At 74.6% G+C, this 20,236-nt stretch carries 15 protein-coding genes and 1 riboswitch; of the genes, 3 read left to right on the top strand and 12 right to left on the bottom strand.

Annotation, left to right across the window (positions count from 1 at the left end; genetic code table 11):
• Window positions 1–3 precede the first annotated feature (3 nt).
• Window positions 4–134, bottom strand: a riboswitch (FMN riboswitch).
• Between the two features lie 192 nt (window positions 135–326).
• Window positions 327–1,502, bottom strand: coding sequence for an ROK family transcriptional regulator (locus OG310_RS29125; RefSeq protein ID WP_329458816.1), 1,176 nt, complete (start codon window positions 1,500–1,502; stop codon window positions 327–329).
• A 68-nt stretch (window positions 1,503–1,570) separates the two neighbouring features.
• A complete protein-coding gene (locus OG310_RS29120; protein ID WP_329458815.1) occupies window positions 1,571–1,885 on the bottom strand; it encodes a hypothetical protein in 315 nt (104 codons plus the stop codon).
• A 43-nt stretch (window positions 1,886–1,928) separates the two neighbouring features.
• On the opposite strand from OG310_RS29120, the gene OG310_RS29115 reads away from it, so the two are divergent.
• Both OG310_RS29115 and OG310_RS29110 read left to right on the top strand, forming a co-directional pair.
• Window positions 1,929–3,215, top strand: coding sequence for an MFS transporter (locus OG310_RS29115; protein ID WP_329458814.1), 1,287 nt, complete (start codon window positions 1,929–1,931; stop codon window positions 3,213–3,215).
• 389 nt (window positions 3,216–3,604) lie between these two features.
• Window positions 3,605–4,537, top strand: coding sequence for an LLM class F420-dependent oxidoreductase (locus OG310_RS29110; protein ID WP_329458813.1), 933 nt, complete (start codon window positions 3,605–3,607; stop codon window positions 4,535–4,537).
• Between the two features lie 453 nt (window positions 4,538–4,990).
• Here the strand turns inward: OG310_RS29110 and OG310_RS29105 are convergent, their stop codons facing one another.
• From OG310_RS29105 to fmt, 9 genes are all read right to left on the bottom strand, one after another.
• Window positions 4,991–6,697: a flavin monoamine oxidase family protein gene (locus OG310_RS29105; RefSeq protein WP_329458812.1), complete on the bottom strand. Its 1,707-nt coding sequence runs from the start codon at window positions 6,695–6,697 to the stop codon at window positions 4,991–4,993.
• A gap of 182 nt (window positions 6,698–6,879) precedes the next feature.
• Window positions 6,880–7,695, bottom strand: a complete 816-nt coding sequence (locus tag OG310_RS29100; RefSeq protein ID WP_329458811.1) for a carbon-nitrogen hydrolase family protein — start codon at window positions 7,693–7,695, stop codon at window positions 6,880–6,882.
• Between the two features lie 201 nt (window positions 7,696–7,896).
• Window positions 7,897–8,370: an Lrp/AsnC family transcriptional regulator gene (locus OG310_RS29095; RefSeq protein WP_329458810.1), complete on the bottom strand. Its 474-nt coding sequence runs from the start codon at window positions 8,368–8,370 to the stop codon at window positions 7,897–7,899.
• A 151-nt stretch (window positions 8,371–8,521) separates the two neighbouring features.
• On the bottom strand, window positions 8,522–9,442 hold the full coding sequence (locus tag OG310_RS29090) for an RNA polymerase sigma factor SigF (RefSeq protein WP_443078750.1): 921 nt from the start codon (window positions 9,440–9,442) through the stop codon (window positions 8,522–8,524).
• Window positions 9,443–9,616: 174 nt separating this feature from the next.
• The gene (locus OG310_RS29085) at window positions 9,617–11,059 is read right to left on the bottom strand and encodes a GuaB1 family IMP dehydrogenase-related protein (protein WP_329458809.1); all 1,443 of its coding nucleotides are present in this window, start codon (window positions 11,057–11,059) and stop codon (window positions 9,617–9,619) included.
• A 444-nt stretch (window positions 11,060–11,503) separates the two neighbouring features.
• Entirely contained in the window at window positions 11,504–12,490 is a 987-nt protein-coding gene (locus OG310_RS29080; protein WP_443078905.1) for a sugar-binding transcriptional regulator, read from the bottom strand.
• A gap of 321 nt (window positions 12,491–12,811) precedes the next feature.
• Window positions 12,812–13,495 (bottom strand): ribulose-phosphate 3-epimerase, encoded by a 684-nt coding sequence (rpe, locus tag OG310_RS29075; protein ID WP_329458807.1) that lies wholly within the window; start codon window positions 13,493–13,495, stop codon window positions 12,812–12,814.
• Between the two features lie 125 nt (window positions 13,496–13,620).
• Window positions 13,621–15,081, bottom strand: a complete 1,461-nt coding sequence (locus OG310_RS29070; RefSeq protein ID WP_329458806.1) for an RsmB/NOP family class I SAM-dependent RNA methyltransferase — start codon at window positions 15,079–15,081, stop codon at window positions 13,621–13,623.
• A gap of 282 nt (window positions 15,082–15,363) precedes the next feature.
• Window positions 15,364–16,308, bottom strand: a complete 945-nt coding sequence (fmt, locus tag OG310_RS29065) for a methionyl-tRNA formyltransferase (RefSeq protein WP_329458805.1) — start codon at window positions 16,306–16,308, stop codon at window positions 15,364–15,366.
• 329 nt (window positions 16,309–16,637) lie between these two features.
• Here fmt and OG310_RS29060 point away from each other — a divergent pair, with 329 nt between their 5' ends.
• The gene (locus OG310_RS29060; protein ID WP_329458804.1) at window positions 16,638–17,267 is read left to right on the top strand and encodes a hypothetical protein; all 630 of its coding nucleotides are present in this window, start codon (window positions 16,638–16,640) and stop codon (window positions 17,265–17,267) included.
• Between the two features lie 382 nt (window positions 17,268–17,649).
• Here OG310_RS29060 and OG310_RS29055 read toward each other — a convergent pair whose 3' ends face one another.
• On the bottom strand, window positions 17,650–19,785 hold the full coding sequence (locus OG310_RS29055) for a primosomal protein N' (RefSeq protein ID WP_329458803.1): 2,136 nt from the start codon (window positions 19,783–19,785) through the stop codon (window positions 17,650–17,652).
• Window positions 19,786–20,236 lie beyond the last annotated feature (451 nt).

Genomic DNA, 20,236 nt, shown 5'->3' with positions numbered 1-20,236 from the left:
CCGCCGCGCACTGCCTCCCATCCGGACTTTAACCGTCGGTCCAGGAATTCCACCTGGTCAACCGGCCGCTGGAGGCGGACGGGTCGCGGACTATAACCGCCGGTTCGGACTTTCACCGACCCCGGAGTGCGCTGCTTCTTGTACGCGACCAGTGTGCCACGGACCCGTATCACCCGGACAGGTGATTCTTGTGCCCTGGCTCACAGTGCGCGCGGCGACACGGTCGGTCATCCGGCGCCCTGCCGCGGCCCGCACCGGGCTCCCTGTCGGGGATGCACGCAGGCGGGGGCGGTACGCGAGGGGTGAACGCGCCGGTGCGTGACGTGTCACGCACCGGGCCGGAACAGCTCGTCCTGTACGGCGTCGCGCGCGGTGAGCAGCGCGCCGCGCAGCACGGCGGCACCGCCCAGCGCGCTCGGGACCACCTCGGTGCGCAGCGGGCACAGGGCGGCCAGCCGCTTCTGCACACGGCCGGCGAGCGCCGCGCCGCCCGCGTGGCCGAGTTCGCCGGAGAGCACCACGAGGCCCGGGTCCAGGACGGCCGTCAGCGCGGCGGCACCCAGCGCGACCCGGTCGGCCAGTTCGTCCAGGAAGCGGGAGCCGGCCTCGCCCGCACCGGGCGCGGCGCGGATGTACGCCGCGGCCGGGGGTTCGTGGGGCACGGCGTCGGCGCTCATCCCGTACCGCACGGCCAGCTCACTGACGGCGGCGGACCCGACCAGGCTGTGCAGCCCGCCGTCGCAGTGGGCCACCGAGGGCGCCACCGCGCCGGGCACGGGCAGGAAGCTGATCTCGCCCGCGCCCCCGGAGACGCCCCTGCGCAGCCGCCCGCCGACGACGACCGCCGCCCCGACACTGAGGCCGAGCCACAGGAGGGCGAAGTCGTCGCGCTCGCGGGCCACGCCGATGCGCTGCTCCGCGACGGCCGCCAGGTTGGTCTCGTTCTCCACCAGCACGGCCGCGGCGAGGCGTTCGGGCAGGGCGGCGACCAGGTGCCGGTGCCAGGCCGGCAGCCCCGTGGTGTGCCGCAGTTCGCCGGTGACCGGGTCGACGACGCCGGGGGCGCCGACGCCGATGCTGTGCAGCCGGGTCGCGCCCGCCTCCTTCACGGTGTGCTCCAGCAGGGCCGCCGCCCGCTCCGCCGCCTCCGGCGGATCCGTGCGGTCGTCGATGGGCGCGGCGGCCTCGGCGAGCGTGTTCCCGAGCAGGTCGGCCACGACGACGAAGACGCTGCCCGTCCTGATGTCGAGCCCGGCGAGATGGGCGCGGTCCGCGACGATCCCGTAGACGCGCGCGTTGGGCCCCCGCCGGTCGCCACCGCTCTCCCCGACGATGTGGACGAGCCCGGAGCCCTGGAGCCGTTCCACGAGATCGGCCACCGTGGGACGCGAGAGACCGGTGAGCTGCTTGAGCTGAGTCGCCGTCAGGGGACCTTGGCGCTGGAGGTGTTCCAGGGCGAGCCGGTCGTTGATGGCCCTCGCGGTACTCGGGGATGCGGGCATGGCGCGGATCCTTCCAGATCGGCCGGGCGTCATGATTACGCTATTTATCAGGCAGGCTTCCTGATAGTTTACGTCCCGGCGGCGGGACTCCCGTGCCGACCGCGCGTCGAGACCTCCCGCCCGCGGGCCCCGGGCCGTCCCCTCGGCCCGCCCCGGGGGCGCACCGCCCGTCCCGGTTCCGGGAGGCACCCGGGGCGCGGTACGGGCGGGGAGTGCTCCGCGCTGGACGCGATGAGAACACGGCACCGCAGCACCCGCAGCACCCGCAGCACCCGCAGCACCCGCAGCACCCGCAGCACCCGCAGCACCCGCAGCACCCGCAGCACCCGCAGCACCCGCAGCACCCGCAGCACCCGCAGCACCCGCAGCACCCGCAGCACCAACGGCCGGACATCCCCAAGGACACCCCCGGGTGGAGGACGACGCATGGCAGCGCAGGCGATCCCCAACGCCGACGACCAGGGCCTGTACCGCATACGGAGGGCCAGGATCGCCCTGGCCGTGGTGTTCTGCGCGCACGGCGCCGTCACCGGAAGCTTCGCCACCCGGATCCCCTGGATCCAGGACCACACCGGGATCGGCGCGGGCCAGCTCGGCCTCGCGCTCGCCTTCCCCGCCTTCGGCTCGCTCCTCGCGATGCCGCTGGCCGGCGGGGTGGCCCACCGGCTCGGCGCGCGCAACGCGCTGCGTGTCCTGCTCGCGGCCTGGACGCTCTCGCTGGTCCTGCCCTCGCTGGCACCGAACCTGGGGACGCTGTGCGCGGCACTGTTCGTCTACGGCGCCTCCTCCGGTATGTCCGACGTGGTGATGAACGGCATCGGCGTCGAGACCGAGAAGCGGCTCGGCAAATCGATCATGTCGGGGCTGCACGGCATGTGGAGCGCCGGCGCCCTGATCGGGTCCGCGTCCGGCGCGCTCGCCGCGAACCTCGGCGCGGGCGCCCGCCTCCACCACGAACTGGCCGCCGTCGTGCTGACCGTGACGGGCCTCGTCGCCTGCCGCTCCGTCCTGGACGTACGCAGTGCCCCGGAGGCCGAGGCCCCGCCGCGCTTCACCCTGCCGCCGCGCTCCGCGCTGCTCATCGGACTGGTCGGATTCTGCGCGGTGTTCGGCGAGGGCGCGAGCCTCGACTGGTCGGCGGTCTACCTCCGCGACGTGCTCTCCACCTCCGCCGGCCTCGCGGCCGCTTCCACCACGGCGTTCTCACTGACCATGGCGGTCACGCGGATCGCGGGCGACCGCCTCGTCGACCGGTTCGGGCCGGTGCGCACGGTGCGGGCGGGCGGTGCCTTCGCCACGGCGGGCGGCCTGCTGGTGGTCTTCGCGCCCGGACCCGCGTTCGCCATGGGCGGTTTCGCGCTGCTGGGCATCGGTGTGGCGGTCGTCGTGCCGCTGGCCTTCGCGGCGGCCGGGCGCAACGGGCCGAACCCGAACCAGGCCATCGCGGGCGTCGCCACCATCACGTACACCTCCGGTCTGGTGGCGCCTTCGGTGATCGGCGGCGTGGCCCATGCCAGCTCGCTCCAGGCCTCGTTCGGACTGGTGACGTTGCTGGCCGTGGGACTGCTGGCCGGGGCGGGCGTACTGCACGGCCGCCCCCGCGCGGCCGGCGGCGCCCCGGACGGCGGACTCCGGACGGCCGACGGTCCCGCCGACCACGGCGCCGCCGACCCGGCCCCCACGGACCCCCGGTCCACACGCCCGGCTCCCTGATCCGGGCCCACCGGCTCGGCGGCCCCGAGGCGCTGCCGCACCCCGACCCCGACCTCGGCCCCGGCCCGGTCCTGCCGACCGGCACGCACGCACGCACGCACGCAACGGCACGTCGTACTCACCCGCTCGACGGCAGCACCTGCCCGCTGCCGTCCTCCGGTCCTCCGGTTCTGCGAAAGGCGGTCGACACCGCCCGTCCCGTGACGCGACGCGACGCGACGCGACGCGACGCGACGAAGCGGGGAAGCCGGAACGCCGTTCCCTTCATCGCGCGGGCACCCGATCCACCCGGATCCGCCCGCGACGACCCCGATTGGCCGATTCGTTGCTCACTCAACAAGGCCATGCCCTACCGTGAGCAGTTCGATCTTCGTACGAAGGAGTCGCGCATGCCGATCAAGCTCGGTCTGTCCCTTCCGCAGATGAAACAGTTCAACCTCGCACAGGACCTCGTCCCCGTGGCCCGGGCCGCCGAGGAGACGGGCTACGACAGCCTGTGGGTGTTCGAGCGCACCCTGTACCCCACCCCCATGACCCAGGGCCTGTACGACGTACCCGGCCTCGAATGGCCCGACGCCTACCGGAGCGTCGCCGACCCGCTGGTCACCCTCGCGATGGCCGCGGCGGTCACCGAACGGGTCCGGCTGGGCAGCAGCGTCCTGGTCGCGCCGTACCACGTCCCGTTCCAGCTGGCCCGCTGGTTCGCAACGCTGGACGTGGCGAGCAACGGCCGCGCGCTGGCCGGTTTCGGCACCGGCTGGTCGCGGGACGAGTACGCGGCGGGCTCGGTCGCCCCGATCGAGAAGCGCGGCGCCGTGCTGGACGAGATGCTCGACGTGTTCGCCGCGGTGCACGGCCCCGACCCCGTGTCCTACCAGGGCGAGTTGAGCACCATCGCCCCGGCGGAGGTCGGCCCCAAGCCGGCCCGTCCCGTGCCCGTCTACCTCGCGGCCTCCGGCGGACCGGCACTGCGCCGCCTGGTGGACCGGGCCGACGGCTGGCTGCCGGTCGGCATGTCCGCCGAGCAGCTCGCGGGCGCCTGGCAGGGCGTACGGGACCTGGCGGACGAGCGCGGCAGGACCCGGCCCCTCGACGTCAGCGTCCGGGCCAACGTGGTCCACACGCCGAAGCCGTTCGAGGGGGAGGGCCGCCAGCCCTTCCAGGGCAGCGTGGAGCAGATCGTCGAGGACGTCGTCGCGCACGCGGCGATCGACGGCATCGGGGAGATCCTGCTCGACCTGTGTCACACCGCCCGCGACGCGCAGGAACTGATCGACGTGTCCCGCGAGGTCCACGCGGCGGTGCGCGCGGCCGGCGTCTGATCCCGTCCGCCGTACCGGGGTCCGGCCTCGCCGCCACGAGGACCGGCCCCGGGCGCGTCCGCGTCCCGGCACTCCGAGCCGGTGGCCGGCCGCGACGGCCCGACGCCGAAGGTCAGGAAGCCGGGCCCGGTCGGAAGATCACGGAAGCCGTCGGGGAACAGGTCACGGGCCGCCGGGGTCGGGCTGCGGCTCGCTGACGGCGGCGGCGTCGGCGTCGGCGAGGCGGGAAGCGGCCGTGGCGAAGGCGTCGGCCATCGCGTGCAGCGGCCCGCGCCGGAGCCTCATCGGGACGCAGAGACCGCCGCGCACCCGGTCGACCGCAGGCCAGGGGTGGCGGAGGAGGCAGGCCGAGGGTCCCTTCAGCCGGGCCACGGGCCGGGCGCGACTCCCGGACACGTCGGTGGGACGGTCCGTCGCCGCAGAGCGGTGGTCCCCTGGTCCGCCCGACGAGGCCTAGTCCTCCGGCAGTTCGACCGGGGCCAGCGCGTCGAACAGGTCGCCGGGCCCCGGGTTCACCGGGTCGGTCGTGCCACCGAAATGGTGCAGCACGCCCCACACCGCGTTCAGCGCCGTCTGCACGGCGCCCTCCGCCCACCCGGCGGTCCAGGAGATGTCGTCCCCCGCCAGGAAGATCCCGCGCTGGTCCGCGGGCAGCGTGTCCTGCATGAAGTGGGTGAACAGCCGCCGCTGGTAGCGGTAGTGACCGGGCAGGTTCGCCTTGAACGCGCCCATGAAGTACGGCTCGTTCTCCCACGAGACGGTCACCGGGCTGCCGATGACGTGACTGCGGATGTCGACGCCGGGATAGATCTCGCCGAGGGAGGCGAGCATCACCTCCATCCGCTCGTTCGCGGACAGCGGCAGCCACTTCAGGGCGTCGTCGCACCACGTGTAGGACAGGCAGATGACGGCGGGCGCGTCCGGGTCGTCGCCGAGCAGGTACGTGCCCCGGGTCATCCGGTCCGTCAGGGTCATGGACATCGTGTCACGCCCGGTGACGGGGTCCTTGTCCAGCCAGAACGGCCGGTCCACGGGCAGGAACAGCTTGCTCGACTCCATGTAGTGGGTCCGCTCGATGGCCGTCCAGTGGTCGATCGGGAACAGCGCGTCGTCGCACGCGATCTTGGACAGCAGCATCCACGACTGCGCGGTGAAGACGGCCGCGCGGTACGTGCGGATGGCGCCGGACGCGTCGGTCACGGTGATCCCGCCGCCCGCCGTGCGCCGCAGCCCGGTCACGGCCGGCAGGTGACCGCCCTCGTGCAGCGAGGCGAGCGAGGTGCCCTGCGCCCAGTACGTGATCTTCTCCGGCGCGCGCTCCCACAGCCGCTCGGGCAATTGCTGGCTGCCGCCGACGATGCCCTGGTGGTCGTCGTCGGCCTCGGTGTAGACGACGCGCAGGATCTCCAGGATGGAGTTGGGGAAGTCGGTGTCCCAGCCGCCGGTGCCGAAGCCGACCTGGCCGAATATCTCCCGGTGCCGGAAGGACCGGAAGGCTGGCGAGTCGCAGAGGAAGCCGTAGAACGTCTGGTTGTCCAGGTCCCTCACCAGCCGCGACCAGATCTTCCGGATCGTGGGCACGTCACGCTCGCGCAGCGCGCGGTTCATCGCGGCGAAGTCGGCGCCCTCTTCAAGGCAGGTGTTCCAGGCTTCCATCACGTCGCGGTACACCTGCGGCAGGTCCGCGATCGTGCGGGCGTAGTGGGACACGCCCTTGAGGTCCACCACCGTCGAGGGGGTGCCGGGGGCGAGAGGGTTGGGGAACGGGGCCGTCCTGAGACCCACCAGGTCGATGTAGTGCCGCAGCGCGGTCGACGACGGCGGGAAGCGCATCGCGCCGAGCTCGGCGGTCAGCGACGGGTCGCACCCGTCGAAACCGACGGTCCGCAGCCGCCCGCCGATCCGGTCGGCCTCGTAGAGGACGGGCCGCAGCCCCGCCTTCATCAGTTCGTACGCCGTGATGACGCCCGACAGTCCTCCGCCGATGACGGCGACCTCGGTGCCGTGCTCGGTCGCGGGTATCTGGCCGAGGCCGGCGGGATGCTCCAGGTAGTCGTCGTAGGCGTAGGGGAAGTCGGGACCCGACATGGTGAGGGGCCGCTCGCCCTCGGCGGGCTGCGGGTGGGCGTGGGATACGGCGGTGGGCACCGTGGACGTCATGGCGCGACGCTCCTGAGGCGTGAGGCGTGAGGCATGGGGTGTGGGTGAGGCGGGGGCGCGCGGTGGGGCGGTGGTCCGGCGTCCGGGTGGGGCGGCGCCGCGCGGTGCGTGGGATGAGGCGGCCGTGCGCGTCGCGGTGCCGCGTGCGAGGCGCAGGCGGCGCGGGTCAGCGGATCAGCGGATCAGCGGGTCAGCGGGTCGTCGTGAAGGCTCGCGTAAAGCGCGGGCCGCCGGTCGTCCAGGTACGGATTGGCGGCGCGCGACGCGGCGAGCAGCGCCGGGTCGACGTCCCCGACGACCAGTTCCTCCCCGCGCCCCGCACGGGCCCTGGCGGTGCCGTCGGGTCCGGCCAGACAGCTCAGCCCGACGAAGTCGAACGGGCCCTCCGGTCCGGTCCTGTTGACGTAGGCGACGTACATCTGGTTCTCGAACGCCCTGACCGGTACGACGGATTCGGCGACGAACTCGAAGGGCCGCATCTGCGCCGTGGGCACCGCCAGCAGGTCCGTACCGGCCAGGGCGTGCGCCCGGACGTTCTCCGGGAACTCGACGTCGTAGCAGATCATGATGCCCAGCCGGACGCCGTCCAGATCGGCCTGGACCACCGCTCGCTCCCCCGGTGTGAACCGTTCGCGCTCGAACGTGCCGAACAGGTGCGTCTTGCGGTAGTTCGCGGGCCGGCTGCCGTCCGCGGCGATCAACTGGGCGCTGTTGAAGACCCGTTCGCCGTCACGCTCCGGATAGCCGTACAGCACGGCGAGGCCGTGGCGCCGGGCCGTCGCGGCGACCGCCTCGGCGGCGGGGCCGTCGGCGGGCTCGGCGAGGCGGGCCACCTCGTCGCCGATCGCGTACCCCGTCAGGAACATCTCGGGGCAGATCAGCAGCCGCGCGCCCGCTGCCGCGGCGCGGGCCGCGGCGTCGTCCAGGACCTGGAGGTTCGCGGCCGTGGAACCGGGCCGTCCCGAGCTCTGGAGCAGGGCGGTGCGCAACGGGGGCATAGCGGATCCTCGAAGGTCACGGGTGGTGCGACGGTGGGTGGGGAAGCGGCCGTGGGCGCTCGGCTCCCCCACCCAGACCGTACGGCGGGCCGTCGGGCGGCGACAAGCGGCGACCGTTGCGTCTGTCCGTGCGATCCGTTGCGTGTGCCGGCCGTTTCGCGGCGAATCGTTGCGCCGGGGCGCCGGGCACGACGGGGACGGTCAGGAACGTGATCCGGGCCACTGCGGAGCGCCCGCCGCGTACCTGCGCAGCAGCGGGGACAGGACGAGGACGGACTTGGTGCGTTCCACGTACGCCTCGCTCGCGATGCGTTCGAGGACCTCCTCGAAGTGGCGCATGTCGGCGGCGAACACCTGGACCACCGCGTCGGCCTCGCCGGTGACGGTGGACGCCGACGCGACCTCCGGGAAGCGTTCGAGGCCGCGGTGGATGACCTCGGGCGACGTGTTGCGCCCGCAGTAGATCTCGATGAAGCCCTCGGTGCGCCAGCCGAGGGCCGCGGGATCGACCCGTACGGTGAAACCCGTGATGGCGCCCTCGGCGCGCAGCCGGTCTACACGGCGCTTGACGGCGGGCGCGGAGAGGCCGACGAGGGCGCCGATGTCCGCGTAGGAGCGGCGGGCGTCCTCGGCGAGGGCGTGCAGGATGCGTTCGTCCAGGTCGTTCAGTCGCACCGGTGCAGTAGAACACGCGCGCCACGGCGACCGCCCCGGCCGTGGGGCCGGGGCGGTCGCCGTGGCGCGGTCACAGGGCGGTCCCGCCGGCCACCTCGGGGAGCGGGCCGACGGCCCCCGTCGCCGATCGGTCGGCACGGCCGGCAGTCGGTCAGCAGTCGGTCAGCAGACCCTTGCGGAGCCGGCTGGTGACCCTGGCCAGCAGCCGGGAGACGTGCATCTGGGAGACGCCGAGGACCTCGCCGATCTCCGACTGCGTCATCTCGTCGCCGAAACGCATGCGCAGCAGCTGCCGCTCGCGCTCGTCCAGCGACTCGATCAGCGGCTTCAGCGCCTGGACGTTCTCCGCGGTCTCAAGGCCCGCGTCCAGTTCACCGAGCCGGTCGGCGAGCGGCGTGACCGTCTCCGCCGAGTCGTCGGCCGGCATGTCGATGGAGCCCGCCGTGTAGCCGTTGCCGGCGACGATCCCCTCGATGACTTCTTCCTCGTCGATGCGCAGGTGGGCGGCGAGTTCGGAGGTGGTCGGCGCCCGGTCCAGCCGCTGCGCCAGCTCGTCGCCGGCCTTCGCCAGGTCGATGCGCAGCTCCTGCAGGCGGCGCGGCACGTGCACGGCCCAGCTGGTGTCCCGGAAGAAGCGCTTGATCTCACCGACGATGTACGGCACGGCGAAGGTCGCGAACTCCACCTCACGGCTCAACTCGAACCGGTCGATCGCCTTGATGAGCCCGATGGTGCCGACCTGGACGATGTCCTCCATCTGGTCGGACCTGTTGCGGAAGCGGCCGGCCGCGTAGCGCACCAGCGCCAGGTTGAGCTCGATGAGGGTGTTGCGCGCGTACTGGAACTCCGCGGTGCCCTCCTCCAGCTCGGCCAGCCTGGTGAAGAACAGCCGCGAGATCTCCCGCGCGTCCTTGGGCGCCATACCGGCCGGTGACTCGACGTGCGGCAGTGCGTACGGGGCGTGACGGGAGGCAGATGGCCCGTACTTGTCGGAAAGTCTGAGGTACTCCGCTCCGGCTTCTCCGGTTGCGTATTCCGTGCGTTCGAACGGGACCGCGCTGGCCGTCGACACGTTCGCCTCCCCTTGGATCCATGGTTCAGTGGGTGGCGTGTACCCCGTGCCGCCGAGGCCATGCGTGCGAATCCGGGAAATCGCCGAGGACGCATATGCCGGTGCGCCGGACGCCCTCATCGGGCGTCCCGGCGCACCACCGGTCGCGGATCGTCGGCGGGGGGCGGGGCCGGATCAGCTCCAGCTGGACGACAGCGGCTTGCCCTCGGCGTACCCGGCGGCGCTCTGGATTCCGACGATCGCCTTCTGCGTGAACTCCTCCAGGGACGCCGCGCCCGCGTACGTGCAGGACGAGCGCACCCCGGCGATGATCGAGTCGATCAGGTCCTCGACACCCGGCCTCGACGGGTCGAGGAACATCCGCGACGTGGAGATGCCTTCCTCGAACAGCGCCTTGCGGGCCCGGTCGTAGGCCGACTCCTCGCTCGTACGGTTGCGTACGGCGCGGGCGGACGCCATGCCGAACGACTCCTTGTACAGCCGCCCGTCGGCGGACTGCTGCAGGTCGCCGGGCGACTCGTAGGTCCCGGCGAACCAGGACCCGATCATCACGTTGGACGCGCCGGCGGCGAGCGCCATGGCCACGTCCCTGGGATGCCGCACCCCGCCGTCGGCCCACACGTGCTTGCCGTACTTCGCCGCCTCGGCGGCGCATTCGAGGACGGCGGAGAACTGCGGCCTGCCGACACCGGTCATCATCCGCGTGGTGCACATGGCGCCGGGGCCGACGCCGACCTTGACGATGTCGGCGCCCGCCTCGATCAGGTCGCGCACACCGGCGGCGGCGACGACGTTGCCCGCGACGACGGGCACGCGCGGCGCGAGGCCGCGGATGGCCCGGACGGCGGTGAGCATCGACTCCTGGTGGCCGTGCGCGGTGTCGACGACCAGGGTGTCGACCCCGGCCTCCAGCAGCTGCGCCGCCTTGCCCTCGACATCGCCGTTGACCCCGACGGCGGCGGCGATCCTGAGCCGGCCGGCCGCGTCGGACGCCGGGGTGTAGAGCGTCGCGCGCAGGGCGCCCTTGCGGGTCAGGATGCCCACCAGGCGCCCCTCCGCGTCGACGGCGGGCGCGAGCTTGCGGTGCGCGCCGTCCAGGATGTTGAACGCCTCACGGGGGTCCGTGTCCGCGGAGATCACCAGCAGCTCCCTGGACATCACCACCGAGAGCTGGGTGAAGCGGTCGACGCCGGACAGGTCGTGCTCGGTGACGAGGCCGACGGGCCGCTGCTTGTCGTCCACGACGATGCCCGCGCCGTGCGCGCGCTTCGGCAGCAGGGAGAGGGCCTCGTCGACGGTCTGCGTCGGCGTGAGGGTGATCGGCGTGTCGAAGACCAGGTCACGGGCCTTCACCCAGGACGTGACGTCCGCGACGACATCGAGCGGGATGTCCTGCGGGATGACGACGAGGCCGCCCCGACGGGCGACCGTCTCCGCCATGCGGCGGCCCGCGATGGCGGTCATGTTCGCCACGACCAGCGGGATCGTCGTCCCGGTGCCGTCGGGTGAGGAGAGGTCCACGCCCTGCCGGGATCCGACGGCCGACCTGCTCGGCACCATGAAGACGTCGTCGTAGGTCAGGTCGTACGAGGGCTGAAGGTCATTGAGAAAACGCACGTACGGAACATCCCAGTCGCTCGGAGCAGGCCGCCGGTCGTTGGGCCCGGCGGCAGACGCACGTACTTGATTCTCCCATGTACTGCCTCGGGCCGACCGGGCAGAAACGTCCAGCCCGCGGGGGGCGCCCTCGGAGGAAGCTCCAAACGGCGGGAGCCGGCTCCCGCCCGACGGCCACCGGCCCGGACCGCGCTGTGGCCCGGCGGAGTGTTCGGCGCGGTGGCCGGATGCGGTGGCCGGGCGCAGCGGCCCGACGGGGGCGGCACGCGCGGCGGCCCGAGTGCGAAGCGGTCGGCGCGGCGGCCGAGTGCCGCCGGGTGTGGCCGTTACGGGCCCGCCGGGCACCGGGTGTGGACCACGGCGTCGGCCGGCCGCGGAGCCCGCCGGGCCCCGCGCCGTCCCGGGCCCGTGGACCCACCGGGTCCGGCCCGCCGTGGGACCGGGTCAGGCGTCGGGGTCCGCCCGCTCCAGGGCAGGCCGGGGGGCCGGGGCGAAGTCCTTCAGCAGGAAGTCCGCAGCGACGGTGTCCGTGACCAGGCTGGTGACGAGCCCCGAGCGGAGCACCGCGCCGATCGCCTCGGACTTGCGCGCACCGCCCGCGATGGCGACGACCTCGGGGATACGGCGCAGCCGGTCGGCCTCGACGGTGATGCAGCGCTCACCGAGGTCGCGGCCCACCCTGCGGCCCTGGCCGTCGAAGAGGTGCGCCGACATCTCGGCGGCGACGCCCAACGACGCGTAGTGCGAGCGCTCCTCCTCGGTGAGCATGTCGTGCACCGTCGAGATGCCCGCCTCCCAGGAGCCGATGGAGACGGCGGCGACGGTCACCTTGTCGAAGTAGTCGAAGGCGCGCGCGATACCGGGCTGCCTGCGCAGCGCGGTCGCCGTCGCCGGGTCGGGCAGCAGCATCGGGGCGTAGATGGGGTGCGCTTCCCCGCCCGACACCTGCGCCGCCCGGCGTACCGCCTCCACGGAGCCGCGTTCCGCGGTGCCCGCGTCGTAGACGCCGGTCAGCTGGACGACGGTGCACGGCGGCAGGCGGTCGAGCGCGGCCGCCATGTGGATCGTCGACCGGCCCCAGGCGAGTCCGAGGACGTCGCCCTCCGTGACCAGCTCACCCAGCAGGTCGGCGGCCACCTCGCCGAGGTTCTCCGGGTCGGGGGACTCGTCGGCTCCGTCGGCGGGCGACTCGACGACCACCGCGTGCCGCAGGCCGTAGCGGGCCCGCAGGGCGTCGGAACGCTCCGCGTCCAGCTCGGCCGGGACGCGGATCTCGATGCGTACCAGGTCGCGTTCCAGGGCCGTCTCCAGGACCCGGGCCACCTTGAAGCGGCTCACGCCGAACTCCTCGGCGATCTGGATCTTCGACTTTCCCTCCAGGTAGAAGCGGCGTGCCATGGCAGCCGCCTGCACCAGTTCCGCGGGTCCCATGCGCAGGGCCGGCCGCCCCGCCGAAATTCCAGGCACCGCGTTCTCCTTCACTCTGCGCACCCTGCGGACTCGCCGTCATCCTGTCAGATGCGACGGCCCTTGATCAGCCCCGAAGGGCCCCGTTCACTTAACCGTGGTTCACCGGCCGTGCCCCCGCACGCCGCCCGCGCCCGGGGGCCGCCGACGGTCACGCTCCGCACCCGTACGGACGCTCCGCAGGCCGGTGGCCGGGACACCGGACCCGCCCGGTCCGACGAAACGGACCTGCGGCCCGCTCCCTCACCGCGCCTCGCGCCGCCGCGGCGTCCCGCCGCCGCGAACTCAGTGGCCGCAGGACCAGGGGGCCCTGGCGGTCGCCTCGTCGGCCTGGTGGCGCAGCATACGGACCGCGGCCGCCGGATCGTCGGCGCCGTACACCGCGGAACCGGCGACGAAGACGTCGGCTCCGGCCTCCGCGCACCGCTCGATGGTGTCGGCGGAGACGCCGCCGTCCACCTGCAACCAGAGTTCGAGGCCGTGCTTGGCGATCAGCTGCCGCGTCCTGCGGATCTTCGGCAGCATGATGTCGAGGAACGACTGTCCGCCGAAACCCGGTTCCACCGTCATGATCAGCAGCATGTCGAGCTCGGGCAGCAGATCCTCGTACGGCTCGATCGGCGTCGCCGGCTTCAGCGCCATCGAAGCGCGCGCCCCCTTGGCGCGGATCTCGCGCGCGAGGCGTACGGGTGCCGCGACGGCCTCGGCGTGGAACGTCACCGATCCGGCGCCCGCCTCCACGTACTGCGGGGCCCAGCGGTCCGGTTCCTCGATCATCAGGTGGCAGTCGAGAGGGGTTCCTGTGGCCTTGCCGAGCGCCTCGACCACCGGGACACCCAGGGTCAGGTTGGGCACGAAGTGGTTGTCCATCACGTCGACATGGAGCCAGTCGGCGCCTTCGACGGCCTTCGCCTCCTCGGCGAGCCGGGAGAAGTCGGCGGACAGGATGCTGGGGTTGATCTGGGCCATGTGACAAGCCTCCCATGGACCGGCACCCGCACCGGCCCCGGTCCACCCTTCGGTACGGACCAAGGACACGCGTACGGTGTCCACCCGCCCCCGCGGACCCGGGGCCGCCGACCGTGCGCGCTCCCTCAGGAGGTACGCCGCAGCAGCGCCAGATACATGGCGTCGGTGCCGTGCAGGTGCGGCCAGAGCTGGATGTCCGGGCCGTCGCCGAGGGCGGGCACGCCCGCCAGCAGCGGCCGCGCGTCGATCCACTCCGCGCTGGTACGGCCCTCCCGCAGGACGTCCTCCACCACCACGCGGGTCTCCGCGAGATGGGGCGAGCAGGTCGCGTACCCGACGACGCCGCCGACCCGGACCGATCGCAGCGCCTCGCGCAGCAGCCCCCGCTGCAACGGCGCGAAACCGTTCAGGTCGTCGGGCCGCCGTCGCCAGCGCGCCTCCGGCCTGCGGCGCAGTGCGCCGAGCCCCGAGCAGGGGACGTCCACGAGGACCCGGTCGAAGGCACCCTCGCGCCACGGCGGCCGGGTGCCGTCCGCCGTCACGACCTGCGTCGGTCCGGGGTTGCCCGCGAGGGAACGCTCCACGAGGCGGGCACGGTGCGGCTGCTTCTCGGCCGCGAGCAGGGACGCGCCCCGCTGCGCGGCGAGCGCGGCGAGCAGCGCGGCCTTGCCGCCGGGCCCGGCACAGCCGTCCAGCCAGCGCGCGTCCGGGCCGTCGATCGGGGCGGCGGCGAGAGCGAGGGCGACGAGTTGGCTGCCCTCGTCCTGGACACCCGCGCTGGCGTCCTTCACCGCCTGGAGCGCGCCCGGCTCGCCGCCCTCGGCGAGCCGTACCGCGTAGGGCGACCAGCGGCCGGGCAGTCCGCCGTCCACCCCTGCCGCGGCGAGCAGTTCGTCGGTCGTGGACCGGCCCGGCCGGGCGACCAGGGTCACCTCGGGCCGCTCGTTGTCCGCGGCGAGGAGGTCCTCGATCCCGGCCCGGCCGCCGCCGAGCGCGTCCCAGAGCGCCGATACCACCCAGCGCGGATGCGCGTGGACCACGGCGAGGTGCTCCTCGGCGTCCTCCTCGTAGGGCGGCGCGACCCGCTCCACCCAGGTGTCGAACTCGTCGGCCGCGATCTTGCGCAGGACGGCGTTGACGAACTTCGCCCGCCCGTCGCCGAGCACCACCCGCGCCAGTTCCACGGTCGCGGAGACCGCCGCGTGGGCGGGGATGCGCATGCCGAGCAGTTGGTGCGTGCCGAGCGAGAGCACATCGAGCACGGGCGGGTCGACCTCGCGCAGCGGCCGGTCGACGCAGGCCGAGATGATCGCGTCGTACGTGCCCTGCCTGCGCAGCGTGCCGTAGACGAGTTCGGTGGCGAGCGCCGCGTCCCGCGACTCGAAGCCGGGCTGCTCGCGCGCCTTGCCGAGCAGCGGCGGCAGGACGAGGTTCGCGTACGCGTCGCGCTCGTCGACGGCGCGCAGCGCCTCGAAGGCGATGAGGCGCGCGGGGTCCTTCTTCGGACGCCGGTAGGGCTTGCCCGGCCGGCGTCCCGCGCCCTGCCTGGTCTGCTGCTGACGCGCCCGAGGGGCCTGGTCGTTCAAAGGTGCTCCGGGGTTACGGGTGACGGTGCGACGGATGACGGGGTACGGGGTGACGCGGACGGGATGGGTCGTAAGTGGACGATGGGCCGCGGGCCGCGGATCGTGGGGAGCCGGAGGGCCGGGGCACGCCGGGGCCACGCTCCACCAGCCTTTTCCCCGCCCCGCTCCGCCCAGGAGCAGCGCTGCGGTGACGGCCCAGGGCCATCGACCGGGCCCCGCCCAGGGTACGCCGGGCGGCGGGCGCCGGCCGTTCAGCCACCGGTACGCGGTGGGCCCGGCGGCTCAGCCGGCCGTCGCGGCGCCGAGGCGCTCCCCGGCGGTGATCCGCACGCCGCGGGCCCAGTCGGCGGCGCGCATCGGCTTCTTGCCCTGCGGCTGCACCCACTGGAGCTCGACGGCCGTCGAACCGGTGCCGACGTACACGTTGTTCTTGCCCGCGGCGAGCACGCCGGGAGCCAGGTCCGCGCGCTCCGGGGCGGGCGTGAGGTGGACCAGCTTGAGCCGCTCGCCCCGAAAGCGCGTCCAGGCGCCGGGTGCCGGGGTGCAGCCGCGGACCACCCGGTCCACGCGCAGCGCCGGCGCGGTCCAGTCGACCTCGGCGTCCTCCACCTTGATCTTGGGTGCGAGGGTGATGCCGTCGGCGGGCTGGGGCACGGGCTTGAGCGTGCCGTCCTCGATGCCGTCCATCGTGGCGACGAGCAGGCCGGCGCCCGCCAGGGCGAGCCGGGTCAGCAGGTCCCCGCTGGTGTCCGTGGGCCGTACGGTCTCGGTCAGCACGCCGTACACCGGGCCGGAGTCGAGGCCTTCCTCGATCTGGAAGGTGCTGGCGCCGGTCACCTCGTCACCGGCCAGCACCGCGTGCTGCACGGGTGCTGCTCCCCGCCACGCGGGCAGCAGCGAGAAGTGCAGGTTGACCCAGCCCTGCGCCGGCACGTCGAGAGCGACGCGGGGCAGCAGCGCACCGTAGGCGACGACGGGGCAGCAGTCGGGCGCGATCTCCCGCAGCCGGGCGAGGAAGTCCTCGTCACGCGGCTTCGCGGGCCGCAGGATCTCGATCCCCGCCTCCTCGGCGCGCTCGGCGACGGGGCTCGCGACGAGCCGACGGCCCCGTCCCGCGGGCGCGTCGGGGCGGGTGACCACGGCGGCGACCTCGTGCCGTTCCGAGGCGATGAGTGCGTCAAGGGCGGGGACGGCGACCTCGGGGGTGCCGGCGAAGACGAGCTTCATCGGTGGCGTGCTGCCTCTCGGAAGGGGACGGTGGCGGGTGCCGCCGGGCGGGCCGCACCACGGGTCTGCGGGGCCTCTCAGTTTATGGCGCCGCCGGCGCCCGTGTTCCGCGGGGCGGACCGGCCGTGGCACCCCGGTACGCGGGGGCGCCCCGTCGGGGCGTGGGCGCCCCACGGGGCGCGTGGCGTCCCACGCGCCCCGTGCATATGCCCATACGCCCCCGCAGCGTGACCACATGCCAGGTGTCGCGTTGTCAAGGGAGATTGACCAACACGGGCCGCACCGGTACGGCCCGGATCCTTTTCCCCGCCGGTTCGAGAGGCTCGTCCATGGCCGACCACGCAACCCACGACGCACAGGCCCGTGCAAGTCTGCACATGTTGGTGCGGGACATCGAGCGCGTCCGCCGCCAGGTGGACGCCCTGCGCACCCTCACCGCCCAGTTGGGCAATGTCTACCGGCCGCGGCGGACGGGCCCCTCCACGGGCTTCGTCGTCTACGGGCGCGCGCCCGCGCCCACCGTCCGACTCGCGCAGGAGCTGAGAGACAGCGTCGAGACGCTGGTGACGGCGGCGGTGGACTTCGACCGCTCGCTGGGCTTCTCGTGGGACGCCGTCGGCTCCGCGCTCGGTGTCACCAAGCAGGCGGTGCACCGCCGCTACGGCGCCCGCCGCACGATGCCCCGACCGGGGGTCGTGGAGGCGGCGGCCGAGGCGGCGGCGCCCGCCCCGCGCAGGCCGCTGCCGCCGCCGGGCACCCTGCCGTCCGTGCCCGCCGCACGGTCGATGCCGCCGCAGCCGATGGCCGAGGTTCGCGACCCCCGCGACGCCGACCGCCCCGACGACGAGCACGACGCACAGAGCGTGCGCGACCTGCATGACCTGCACGGCGTCCACAACCTGCACGACCTGCACGACGAGACCCGCCCGCCGGTGTTCCCCAGCCCCCGCGGCAGCTGACACGCCGGGCCGCTCCGGCCGGCGAGGGGCCGCCCGCCCCGGGACAGCCCGCCCCCTGTTCGTCGGCTCCCGGGCCGCGCCGGCCGGAAGCGGCCCGGGAGCCGACGGGGCAGCGGCCTGCGGCCCGGCGACGGCCGGGGCCCGCTCGCGCGAGACGGACACGCCCCGCCGGGGCGATCGGTCGGCGCGCGGCGCTGTGCGGTGCTGCCCGGTGCTGCCCCGTGCGGTCCGGGGCTGCCAGGACCCACGAGCGGCCGGGGCGCCGAGGTCCACCGCGTGGCCGCGCCGCCCGTGGACCGCCGACGGCGATGATCCGATGCGCGCCGCCCCCACCGCCGGCCGGGGCCGGGCCCCGGCGTTGTCGACCGCGGACGGGCCCCGGTCACCCGATGTCGGGCGGATCGATCCTGATCCGCACGGCCGGTGCGTCACCGCCCCGGGCCAGCCGGCCCGCCTGGGCCCCCTTCAGGGCCGCCGCGAGCGCCGCACCGCTGCCGGGCGGCACCCGCAGCAGGACCCGTTCCCAGTTCTCCCCCGGCGGCGCCTCTCCCCTTCGGGGGGCACCCGGCGGGGCGCTCCGGACGGGTACGGGCCCGAGCACCTCGACATCCGCCGGCAGCCGCGCGCCCGCGACAAACCCGGCGACGGCCTCCCCCGGACCGGTCACGGACGCCATCCGGGACACCGGCGGGAAGCCGAGCTGGGCGCGCTCCGCCAGCTCGCGTCGCGCATGGCCCATCGGATCCCACCGGACCAGGGCCTGGACGGGCCGCAGGGTCGGCTCGGCGACGACGACGACCCGGCCGCCCTCGGCCTGACCGCGCACCAGCGACGCCGCCTGCAGCCAGCGCCGCAACGCCTCCTCCCCGGCCCGCAGGTCAGGGCGGGAGACCATCGCCCAGCCGTCGAGCAGCAGCGCGGCCGCGTACCCGCCCTCCGCGACAGGCTCGGCACCCGGCGTGCAGACGACGAGAGCCGGGCGGCCCGGCACGGAATCCAGGATGTGGTCGCGTCCCGACGTGCGTACGGGCACGGCGGGGAAGGCGCGGCCCAGTTCCTCCGCCGTGCGGCGCGCGCCGACGATCTGGGCGCGCAGCCGGGTGCTGCCGCACTCGGGGCAGTGCCAGTGCGGGGCCTCCCGTCCGCACCAGGCGCACCGCAGCTCGTGCGCGCCGGCCGCCTCCACCGGCCCCGCGCAGTGCGCGCACCGCGCGGGTGCCCGGCAGCGCTCGCAGGCCAGCCGCGGTACGTACCCCCGGCGCGGCACCTGCACCAGTACGGGGCCCGACGCGAGGCCGTCCCTGACGGTGCCCCAGGCGAGGCTGGGCAGGCGGGCGGCACGGGCGGCCTCGTCACGGGCCAGCTCGGCGTCGCCGACCGTGCGCACCAGCGGGGCCGCCGCACGGACCCGCTCGCGGGACGCCTCAAGCGGCGACGCCCAGCCGGTGGCGACGAGCTGCGCGCCCTCGACCGTGCAGCTCGTCCCGCCGAGCAGGAACCCGGTGCGGTCGTGCGCTGCACGCAGCAGCAGCACCTCCCGCGCGTGCGGCTGGGGCGCCCGCTGCTCGCTGTGGCTGCCGTCGCCGTCGTCCCACAGGACGACCAGGCCCAGGTCGCGCACCGGGGCGAACATGGCGGCGCGCGTGCCGACCACGGCCCGGACCGACCCACGGCTGACCGCGAGCCATTCCCGGTACCGCTTCTCGGGGCCCGCCTCGGCGGTGAGCAGGGCGTGCCTGCCCTCGCCCAGCAGTTCGGTGAGTGCGGCGTCGACGCGGGCGGAGACCCGGCCGTCCGGCACGACGACGAGCGCGCCGCGCCCGGAGGCGAGCGTCGCGGCGACGGCGCGCGCGATCTCCTGCGCCCAGTGCGGTCCTGGCAGCGCCGTCCACACGGCGCGGGGGGCGCCGCCGGCCGCGAGCGCGTCGAGGAAGGCGGGCCCGGTCGCGTACCGCTCCCAGGTGCCGGGGACGGGAGCGGGCGGGGGCGGCGGCGGCTCCGGGGACGGCCGGCTCTCGGCGCGCGCGCTGCGCGGCGGCACGGCGAGCTGGAGGACGTCCGCGAGTGATCCGGCGTACCGGTCGGCGACGGCACGGGTGAGCCGCAGCAACTCCTCGCTGAGCACGCGCTCCGTCGACACGACGCCGGCCAGCGCGGCCAGCGGGCCCGAGTAGTCCGACGTGGCGAGCCGCTCGACCACGAAGCCGTCGATCAGCCGTCCGCCCTCGCGGCGCCCGCCCCGCACGGAGTGGGAGCCCGCGCCGAACCGGACGCGCACCCGCACGCCGGGCTGCGCCGCCTCATCGAGTTCGGCGGGGACCGCGTAGTCGAAGAACTGGTCGAGGTGGAGCACGCCCTTGTTGACGACGACCCGCGCCACCGGCAGCCGCTCGGCGAGCGCGGCGCCGCGCCAGGTCCGTGGCTTGGCGCGCGGCTTGTCGCTCTCGCGCACGGTCTCCCGGATCAGCGCGAGCTGCTCCCCCTCCGCCGCCTTCTCGTGCTCGTCACCGCTGCTCACAGCCCCATACCTACCAGACAGGTCCGACAACGCGGGCGGGCCGGGGCGGATACCGCACCGGGCCGGCCGGGTAGCGGGCCCGTGGGAGCCGCCTTGCGTCGCGGACGGCTCGCGGGACACGGACGGTGGCGGAGCCGCCCTCCGCGGAACGTGTTCCACGCGAGGGCCGCCGCATACGCCCACGACGGGGAACGGGCCCCCACCCGCGGGGCGTTCGGTCCCCGGTCGGGCCCCGGTCGGGGGAGGACCGGCCCACCGGCACGGCGCACCTGGCGGCCCCGGGCGAGGAAGGGGGCCGCCGCGACTCCCGGTTCCGGCCGGGCCGCCCGCACCCGGTCGGCGCGAGCAGCCCGGGCGCGGTCCACGCGGCGGTGCGGGTGGGCTCCCGTTCGGGGGGCGCCGACGTGACGGGGCCCGGCCCCCCGCTGTGGCGGAGGGCCGGGCCCCGGTG

This window comes from Streptomyces sp. NBC_01497, assembly GCF_036250695.1.
Classification (GTDB): domain Bacteria; phylum Actinomycetota; class Actinomycetes; order Streptomycetales; family Streptomycetaceae; genus Streptomyces.
Note: the sequence above shows the minus strand (reverse complement) of the source record. Positions and strands in the feature narration are given on the sequence as shown.